7 protein-coding genes and 1 riboswitch are annotated in these 8275 nt (G+C 55.1%); all 7 genes read right to left on the bottom strand.

Annotation, left to right across the window (positions count from 1 at the left end):
* Positions 1-53: 53 nt before the first annotated feature.
* Positions 54-224: riboswitch (M-box (ykoK) riboswitch) on the bottom strand.
* A gap of 179 nt (positions 225-403) precedes the next feature.
* From flgL to flgF, 7 genes are read right to left on the bottom strand one after another with little or no spacing between them, the layout of a single operon-like run.
* Positions 404-1612 (bottom strand): flagellar hook-associated protein FlgL, encoded by a 1209-nt coding sequence (flgL, locus tag BSP75_RS12000; RefSeq protein ID WP_075113332.1) that lies wholly within the window; start codon positions 1610-1612, stop codon positions 404-406.
* A 4-nt stretch (positions 1613-1616) separates the two neighbouring features.
* Complete coding sequence (locus tag BSP75_RS11995; protein WP_075113331.1) at positions 1617-3614, bottom strand: flagellar basal body rod C-terminal domain-containing protein; 1998 nt, start codon at positions 3612-3614, stop codon at positions 1617-1619.
* Between the two features lie 3 nt (positions 3615-3617).
* Positions 3618-4691, bottom strand: coding sequence for a flagellar assembly peptidoglycan hydrolase FlgJ (gene flgJ, locus BSP75_RS11990; RefSeq protein WP_075113330.1), 1074 nt, complete (start codon positions 4689-4691; stop codon positions 3618-3620).
* Between the two features lie 43 nt (positions 4692-4734).
* Complete coding sequence (locus tag BSP75_RS11985; protein WP_042657136.1) at positions 4735-5832, bottom strand: flagellar basal body P-ring protein FlgI; 1098 nt, start codon at positions 5830-5832, stop codon at positions 4735-4737.
* A gap of 8 nt (positions 5833-5840) precedes the next feature.
* Positions 5841-6512 (bottom strand): flagellar basal body L-ring protein FlgH, encoded by a 672-nt coding sequence (gene flgH, locus BSP75_RS11980; RefSeq protein ID WP_042057417.1) that lies wholly within the window; start codon positions 6510-6512, stop codon positions 5841-5843.
* Between the two features lie 14 nt (positions 6513-6526).
* Entirely contained in the window at positions 6527-7315 is a 789-nt protein-coding gene (gene flgG, locus BSP75_RS11975) for a flagellar basal-body rod protein FlgG (RefSeq protein ID WP_005334158.1), read from the bottom strand.
* Between the two features lie 14 nt (positions 7316-7329).
* A complete protein-coding gene (gene flgF / locus BSP75_RS11970) occupies positions 7330-8076 on the bottom strand; it encodes a flagellar basal-body rod protein FlgF (protein WP_042012589.1) in 747 nt (248 codons plus the stop codon).
* Between the last annotated feature and the right edge of the window lie 199 nt (positions 8077-8275).

Genomic DNA, 8275 nt, shown 5'->3' with positions numbered 1-8275 from the left:
TTTTTGGAGTGATGGGCATTTCAAATGCGGACAAAGAGTTCGTGGTGAAGGTGCGATCCACTTGTTCGCACCTTCCTTAGCACTGTATAACGTATCCGGCATGCCGGAAGCCACTTGGGTTTACACCTTAATCCGATGAAAACTGTCCTGATCTTGGGCGTCTCTGGACGTCGTGAGATCAGTGGCCTGTGTTTATACAGGAGCCTCGCCTAACGAGATGCTGCAAATAATACGCACAACCCTCTGTTGTGCGGGCGGCATGATTATCCAATACCGCAGGGAGGTCAACCCCGCAGCAACCATTAAATGGGGGATGGCAACAGCTTGTTACAATTGGCAGGAAATAACGCGAAACCGGTTTGCAGAGCAGCGATAACAAAAAAGGCCCCAAAGGGCCCCTTCATTAGCGGATATAGTCAAATAGCGTCAGACGACTTATCTTGCTGAAAGAGAGTTGCGAGGCACTCAATGCCGCATCCTCTTTTGACAGTGCCGAAATAACCTCATAGAGATCCGCTTCAGACACCTTGGCTCTCGCCTCTGAGTTGAGAGTGCTGAGCCCTTCATTGGAGCCCATGACCGCCTCGAGACTGTTCATCCGGCCACCCAGCTCACCCAATCCATGATCGATATTCAGGCGGGCATTTTTCATATGGACGGTGGCATCAGCCACTTCCAGCGCAAAGTTATCAGCTGTGATACTGGGGTCACGTAAAGCGGTAATAAAATCTGACATCCCGTTGAGAATGTTATCATTTTCTGGTTTTTTTAGCTCAAATTGCTGTGGAGCGCCTCCGACAGGTACATTAAGAGTTAACTCCAGCCCATTAAACGGAATACCATTCCCTGAAATATAATTACCATTTGCGACAGAATTACCAGCAGCATCCTTAATCTCATAGGTGTCGGGTGTTCCGGCAGTTGTCGACACTGTATATGAATTACTTGCCAAGGATGGATTGTAATTTGATCTATAAAAATTATCGAAATGATCCTGATCAGATACATCCACCTTGATGTCAGTAGTCAACGCACTAGCCGTTCTTCTGGTCGCCACAATTTCAAACAGATCCTGCCCGGAATCATTGGCAGCAATTTGTACTGTGGGTGACACCTGAATATTTCGCTGGCCAGGATCGCCCTGATAAGTATATTTCCCGTTACTATCTTTTAGATAAGGTTGGGTCTTGCTTTGATTGCCACCAAAGATAAATTCACCCGAGGAGTTCTTGCTATTCATCAGGTCGAACATCTGCTGCTGCAACCCTTCCAGCTCGCTGGCAATAGCCTTGCGATCATCCATACTGATAGAGCCGTTATTTGACTTCTGGATCAGGGTCTGGGCACTGAGCATCGCATTATTAATTGACGTTAATACCGTCTCCTCATGCCCCAGACTGTTTTCCAGCAGGCTACCATTGACCCCATACTGCTTGAACAGGTCGATCTCCTTGGTCAGCGCCATCTTCTGGCTCATCCCTGCGGGATCTTCGCCGGCAGTTTGAAATTTATTACCGGTTTGCAGCTGTTGATAGGCGGTATTCAACCGCTCATTGGCACTGTTGAGGGAATAGATATTCCGGTCGTAGATCATGTTGGTGGTGATGCGCATGACGTTACCTCACGGACGAGAGCAGTGTATCGAAAATGGTTTTGGCGGTACTGACGATTTGCGCCGAAGCGGCATAGGATTGTTGGAAGCGGATCAGATTGGCTGCCTCCTCCTCCAGATTGACCCCTGACACGCTTTCAAAGATGCCGGTGCTCTGGATCAGCTTCGATTCATTGGCCTTGAGCAAGGTTTTTGCCTGACTGGTATTGTTGCCCACCTCCATCACCAATCCGGCATAAGCCTGATTAAAGGTCATCTTGTCATTGGTGGTACCACCATTGGTGCTCTTGCGCACCAGATCCTTGTTTTGCAGTTCGGCCAAGGCCAGACCATTGCTGTTATCGGCAAAGCCATTGCTGTTGTAACTGAGCTTGAAGCTGTCCTTGGCTTGCACAGTGCCGGTAATGCTGAATTCGTAACCAGGGATCTTTTGGGGATTAGAGTAGACAGACCCAATGGCAGGTGGAGGGAGTTGCAAGGCGGCCATCAAATTTTGGCCCTTGCTGGCTGCTGGTGCTACTCCCATCAACGTACCTACTTGGTCATAGACCTCGTAGTCGCCGCTGTTGTTTATTTTGACCACCTGAGGTGCCGCGGGATCAAGCGTATTGGTGCCAAAGCCAGATCCCGCCCCTGTATTGAACACCCCCCCCAGCTTGATATCAGCACTGCCGATGTTATTGGTCGTCTTCTCGGCTTTAAGCGGAGAAGCCAGAGCAAGATCTTCCGGCCGGGTGATCAGCTGGCCAAGGCCCGCCGCAGCACTCTTGGTAGGTTGCAACAACAATTTGTCACCGGCAGCAGGAGTACCAGTCAAGTCGATGTTTATGCCATGGGCCTCAATAGAAATGGAAGAGGCAGGTAAAGAACCAGTCATAACAGAATTGCCATTTCCATCTTTGTCCAAGGAAAAAACTTCATATCCTGTTGCACTAAATCTTACTTCATAGTCAAAAGGCGTGACGTTCGTACCCTTGCTAGGTAAAAAACTGACCGTAGCCCCTGCGGTACCCGTATTGCCACCGTAAGGCAATCCCTTGCTGGTAGGCAGGGTAAAGATATCGCCGCCAATCTCGTTATCCAGATCCATCCCGAGGCGATTTTGCTGGTTCAAGGCATCTGCCATCGCGACAGCCAACTGCCCCAGCTCACGCTTGGTTGGCTCAAGGTCTGTTCGCGCCTTGAACAGCCCGCCCATGGCCCCACCAAATGTTTCATTATCGATGGTTGCCTGATTATCCCCCAACGTCAGCTGCAACTCCTGATCCCGGGAGTCAGGATCCCCAGCAATCAGCTTGAACTGGGCGACGCCTCCATCAAGGATCAGCGAATGGCCAGTGCTCATATTGACCAGCATACTGCCGTTGGGTTGGGCTACGGTGCGAATATCCATCTTCTCCGACAGCTGGCGGATCGCCTCATCCCGCTGATCAAACAGCATCAGGTTCTCTTCGGGTGAACCCTGGGTGCGGAGGATGGCCTGGTTGAGATCATTGATGCTGGTGAGCAGGCTGTTGACCTGCTTGGTTTCATCTTCGATACGGGTATTGAGGGTATCGCTCTGCTTGTCGAGCTGCGCCGAGAGGGTATGGAAGCGGTTGACCATGCCGCTCAACTCCGTCATCGCCACCTTGCGGCCACCGATCTCGGCGGGCGATTCATTGGCAGAGTGGAATGATTTGAAATAGGAGGTAATGGCCGCCCCCACACTGTTGCTGGTATCCCCCAGCAAGCTGTCAACACCCGCCAGTTGTTCGTAGTGGGTCATAGAAGCGTGATAGGCGGAGGTATCACGGCGCACCTCCCCCTGCATATAGTCGTTGATCACCCGCTGGGTCTTGATGTCACCGGTACCAAGACCGATGGAATTGGTAAACACCAGCGTACGTTCACGTACATAGCCCTGGCTATTGACGTTCACTATGTTGTTACTGGTGGTCTGCAGCAGGCGTTGCTGCGCCAGCACGCCCGATGAACCAATCCCAAGCAGGTCGCTTGCCATATGTTACAGCTCCATCTCGTTGTATTGGGCAATGGCATCACTGCGCAATACCTGTTTCAGTTTTCTGGCGTAGTGCGGGTCGGTGGCATAACCCGCCTGTTGCAGCGCCTCGAAATAGCGGTCCGGGCTATCCACCTTCGCCAGGGCCCCCTTGTAGCGAGAGCCGGAGGTGAGGAAGTCCACATAGTCGTTGAAGCTCTCTTCAAACGACTCATAGGAGCGAAATGCCGCTTTCTGACGGGAGGCGACGCCTTGCTCATACTCGAGCGTGCTGACCACCGCCTTGGGCCCTTCCCAGCGCGGATCGGCCTTGATGCCAAACAGGTTATGGGTCACCTGCCCCTCGCCATCCTTGATCACCCGCTTGCCCCAACCGCTCTCCAGTGCCGCCTGGGCGACCAGTACCGCCGGGCTTAACCCCAGCTTGTCGGCCGCTTTCTTGGCCAGCGGCATCAGGCGATTGACGAACTCTTCCGGCGTATCAAACTCCTTGCCCCCACTCTCGCTGGCACTGCCCTCTTCGCTGGCAATCCGCCCCATGGGCGGTATGCTGCGGTGTGGTCGATGGGGCATCGTGAGCCCGTGGCTCTCCTTGGCCACCTCCGCCATCTCTTTCTCAGCAAAATCTTTGCCAACTTTTGAAACAGCGATCAAATCGTCGGCAGCCGCCGTGGGAGGCTGATAGGGTTTGTAGGTCCGTTCGGTACGCTGCGGCATCTTGAGCACCCGCCCATCCTGATGGGTAAAGGTCTCGGGAGAGAGCTGCTTGACCACCATGTCAGCCAGTCCCAGCCCCCCCTTGCTCGACATGTCGGCAACCCGCTGCTCATCCAGCATCCCTTCATAGAACTGGGTATAGCTGCTGTTCATCGGGTTGTCCTGAGTCAACACCCCGTTGGCCTGACGCATGCTCTGAAACAGCATCTGGGTAAAGATTGACTCGAACTGGCGCGATGCACTCTTGAGCGCTTCGGCCTGCCCTTCTTTGCTTTGGCTCATCTGGCGCAGACGGTCCAGGTTCTTGATGTCCTGTACCATCCCGAGATTCATGCCGCTGTTGGTGTCAAACTCCGCCATTTTGCTTACCTCATTGCCACCCGTGGCAACCACTTGCCGCTTGTTACAATATGACCAGTTGCCCCTCGATGGCGCCTGCCTGCTGCAGCGCCTCGAGGATGGCCATCAAATCACCGGGGGCGACCCCGACCTGATTGACCGCGCGAACCAAGTCGTCCAGGGTCGCACCGGTATCAAACTTGAACATCCGCCCCGGCTCCTGCTGGACATTGATGGTCGAGTTGTTGGTCACCACCGTCTCGCCCCCCGACAACGGGTTGGGCTGGGACACTTGCTTATTCTCGGCTATGGTCACCGTCAGGCCGCCGTGGCTGATGGCCGCCGGTTTGAGCTTGACCTGACTGCCGATCACTATGGTGCCGGTACGGGAGTTGACGATAATTTTGGCCGCCTCATTGGCCGGATCCACCTCCAGATTCTCGATGGTAGCGAGATAGGAGACGCGCTGACCCGGATCCCGCGGGGCGTAGACCTTGACCGAGGTGGCATCGAGCGCCTGAGCGGTATTGGGCCCCACCAGATCGTTGACCACATCGGCCAGCCGGCGCGCAGTGGTGAAGTCGGGGCGGTTAAGGTTGAAGGTGATGGTGTCCCCCTGACTGAAGGAGTTGGGCACCTCCCGCTCCACGGTGGCACCGTTGGCAATCCGCCCGACGGTCGGGGTATTGACCACCACCTTGGAGCCATCAGCCCCCTCGGCCCCCAGACCACCGACCACCAGACTGCCCTGCGCGACCGCATAAACCCGACCATCCAACCCTTTCAGGAAGCTTTGCAGCAGGGTACCGCCGCGCAGGCTCTTGGCTTCGCCGATGGCGGAAACAGTGACATCGATGGTCTGGCCCGGTTTGGAGAAGGGTGGCAAGTCGGCATGGATTGCCACCGGCGCCACATCCTTGATCTTGGGCTTGATGTTATCCGGCACCTTGATGCCAAAGTTGTTGAGCATGGTGCGGAAAGTCTGCTCGGTGAAGGCGTTGTTCTTCTCGCCAGTACCGGGCAGCCCCACCACCAGGCCGTAACCAATCAGCTGGTTGTTGCGCACCCCTTCAACCGAGCTGATGTCCTTGATCCGGGCAGCATTGGCCACGCCCAGAGGAAGCAAACAGCAAAGCAGAGTGACAAGACGGAGTGACTTCATAACATCTCCTAGAGCGGCCACCAGGGGCCATTGAAAAAGCTGGTCAGCCACCCTTGCTCCTGGCTATTGGCCAGATCGCCGGTACCACCGTAGTAAATGCGGGCATTGGCCACCTTCTGGGACGAAACGCTGTTGTCAGACGTCACATCCTCCGGACGAATAAGGCCGGTGATCCGGATATATTCATTGCCATTGTTGAGCATGATCCACTTCTCGCCGCGCACCACCAGATTGCCGTTGGGCAGCACCTTGGCCACGCTGACCGAAATATTACCCTGCAGGCTGTTGCTCTGATCCGCCTTGGCCTGGCCCTTGAACGCGCTGTCTTGAGCAATGGAGGCCGAGAGATCATAGGGGCTGGCGGTCACGGGCACGCCACCCAACTTGACCGGGTCCAGATTGAACTTGTTATCCTTGCCACTCTGGGTATTGGCTTTTTTCGAGGCCGAGGTCGATTCCGCCAACTCGATGGTGATGATGTCACCCACCTTGTGCGCCTTGATATCCGAATAGATGCCATTGACCTGATCCGGTTGGAAAATAGCCCCTGTCGGCCGCACCGAGACCGGCTCCGACTCCCCATAAACGGGGGAAAACTCGGGATCATCAGGCTTGGGTGTATTGGGAGTGCTGCTACACCCTCCCAGCACCAGCAATCCCAGCATCCATACGGCTTTCATCATGCGCCTCCTAATTAGGTACGCTGGATCAGGAAGGACATCATGCCGTCCACAGCTGAGAGCACCTTGGAGTTCATCTCGTAGACCCGTTGAGCCTGAATGAGGTTCACCAACTCTTCGGTTACGTTAACGTTGGAGGTCTCCAGCATCCCCTGCTTGATCACCCCCAGTCCATCGGCACCGGCAGTTCCCTGCGCGGCAGCACCGCTGGACTGGGTCTCGACGAACATGTTCTCCCCCATCGGCTGCAAGCCGCTGGCGTTGACGAAGTCGGAGATGTTGATCTGACCGACCACCTGAGACGCGCCATCGCCCTTGAGCTGCACCGAGACCTGACCATCTTCACCTACCGTGACGCTCTGGGCGTTTTCCGGGATCTGGATTTCCGGTTGCAGCGGGTAGCCATTACCTGGCGTCACTATGGTCCCTTCATCGTTGAGGGTGAACTGACCGTTACGGGTATAGGCCGCACTGCCATCGGGCAGCTGAATTTCAAAGTAACCACGGCCACTGATCATCAAATCCAGCGAGTTGTCGGTGGTTTGCACGTTGCCCTGGCTGTGGTTTTTCTGGGTCGCGACCACCTTGGCCCCCGCACCCAGCATCAAGCCGGAGGGGAGCTCGGTATCGGCAGAGGAGCGGCCACCAGGCTGGTTGATGTTTTGATAAAGCAGATCTTCAAAGATGGCCCGTGACTTTTTGAAGCCCACGGTGCTGGCGTTCGCCAGGTTGTTCGAGGTGACCGAAATATTGGTCTGCTGTGCATCCAACCCGGTCTTGCTGATCCAGAGTGCGGGATTCATAGGTAACTCCTTGATTAGCTGATTCGCAGCAGTTGGGTTTGAGCTTCATCATTTTCTTCGGCCGTCTTCATTATTTTGACCTGGGTTTCGAACTGACGTTGCAGCCGGATCAGGTTGGTCATCTCATCCACCACATTGACGTTGCTCCCCTCAAGGGAGCCGGCAATCAGGCCGACATTGGCCGAGGCGGCTTCATTCTGGCCATCCTTGCGGCGAAACAGACCATCTTGCCCCTTCTCCACCGCATCGGCGGCCGGGTTGACCAGCTTGATCCGCTGGAAATCTTCCGGCAAGTTGGCGGCAGCCCCTTCCGGTCGACCGCTGATAGTGCCATCCCGATTGATCTCGAGTTTCTCCATCGGCATCGGCAGCACGATAGGCTGACCACCATCATCCACCACATTCAGGCCGGTCGAGGTTTGCAAGTTGCCGGTCGCATTGACCTGCAAATTCCCCATACGGGTATAGGCTTCACCGCCCTTGGGATCCTGCACGGCAATCCAGCCCGGACCATCCACCGCCACGTCCAGATCCCGTCCGGTGGTCATCAGCATGCCATGCTGCAGGTTCTGACCCGGACGCTCAGCCATGGCAAACACCCGGCTTGGCAAGCCTTCACCGAACGCCTGCATGCTTCTGGCCTGCTCGAAATCGGACTTGAAACCGGTGGTATTGGCATTAGCGAGGTTATTGCCCCGAACAGCCAGGCTGTTCATGGTCTCTTTGGCCCCGGACATGGCGATATAAAGCAGGTGATCCATGGAATTCTCCGTCAAAAAGATGACTCTGACAGGAGAAATGCAATTAGAGTGCCAATAGCAAAGATAGTGGGGGGTAAGACGCGCGAGGAGGCGACAGAAACAGAGAGGGGGCCAGGCCCCTAATGCCGATCAGTTAAGGATCCATTGACCGATCCTGCTGATGTGTAAAAATCCGAAACCTGTTGATTGGTTTCGGATT

It is taken from the genome of Aeromonas sp. YN13HZO-058 (assembly GCF_001921245.1).
Lineage (GTDB): Bacteria > Pseudomonadota > Gammaproteobacteria > Enterobacterales > Aeromonadaceae > Aeromonas > Aeromonas allosaccharophila.
Note: the sequence above shows the minus strand (reverse complement) of the source record. Positions and strands in the feature narration are given on the sequence as shown.

Coding starts and splice junctions, on each gene's coding strand:
- flgJ (WP_075113330.1), bottom strand. CDS start 4,691: ATGGCGGAGTTTGACACCAACAGCGGCATGAATCTCGGGATGGTACAG.
- flgF (WP_042012589.1), bottom strand. CDS start 8,076: ATGGATCACCTGCTTTATATCGCCATGTCCGGGGCCAAAGAGACCATG.
- flgH (WP_042057417.1), bottom strand. CDS start 6,512: ATGAAAGCCGTATGGATGCTGGGATTGCTGGTGCTGGGAGGGTGTAGC.
- flgG (WP_005334158.1), bottom strand. CDS start 7,315: ATGAATCCCGCACTCTGGATCAGCAAGACCGGGTTGGATGCACAGCAG.
- flgL (WP_075113332.1), bottom strand. CDS start 1,612: ATGCGCATCACCACCAACATGATCTACGACCGGAATATCTATTCCCTC.
- BSP75_RS11995 (WP_075113331.1), bottom strand. CDS start 3,614: ATGGCAAGCGACCTGCTTGGGATTGGTTCATCGGGCGTGCTGGCGCAG.
- BSP75_RS11985 (WP_042657136.1), bottom strand. CDS start 5,832: ATGAAGTCACTCCGTCTTGTCACTCTGCTTTGCTGTTTGCTTCCTCTG.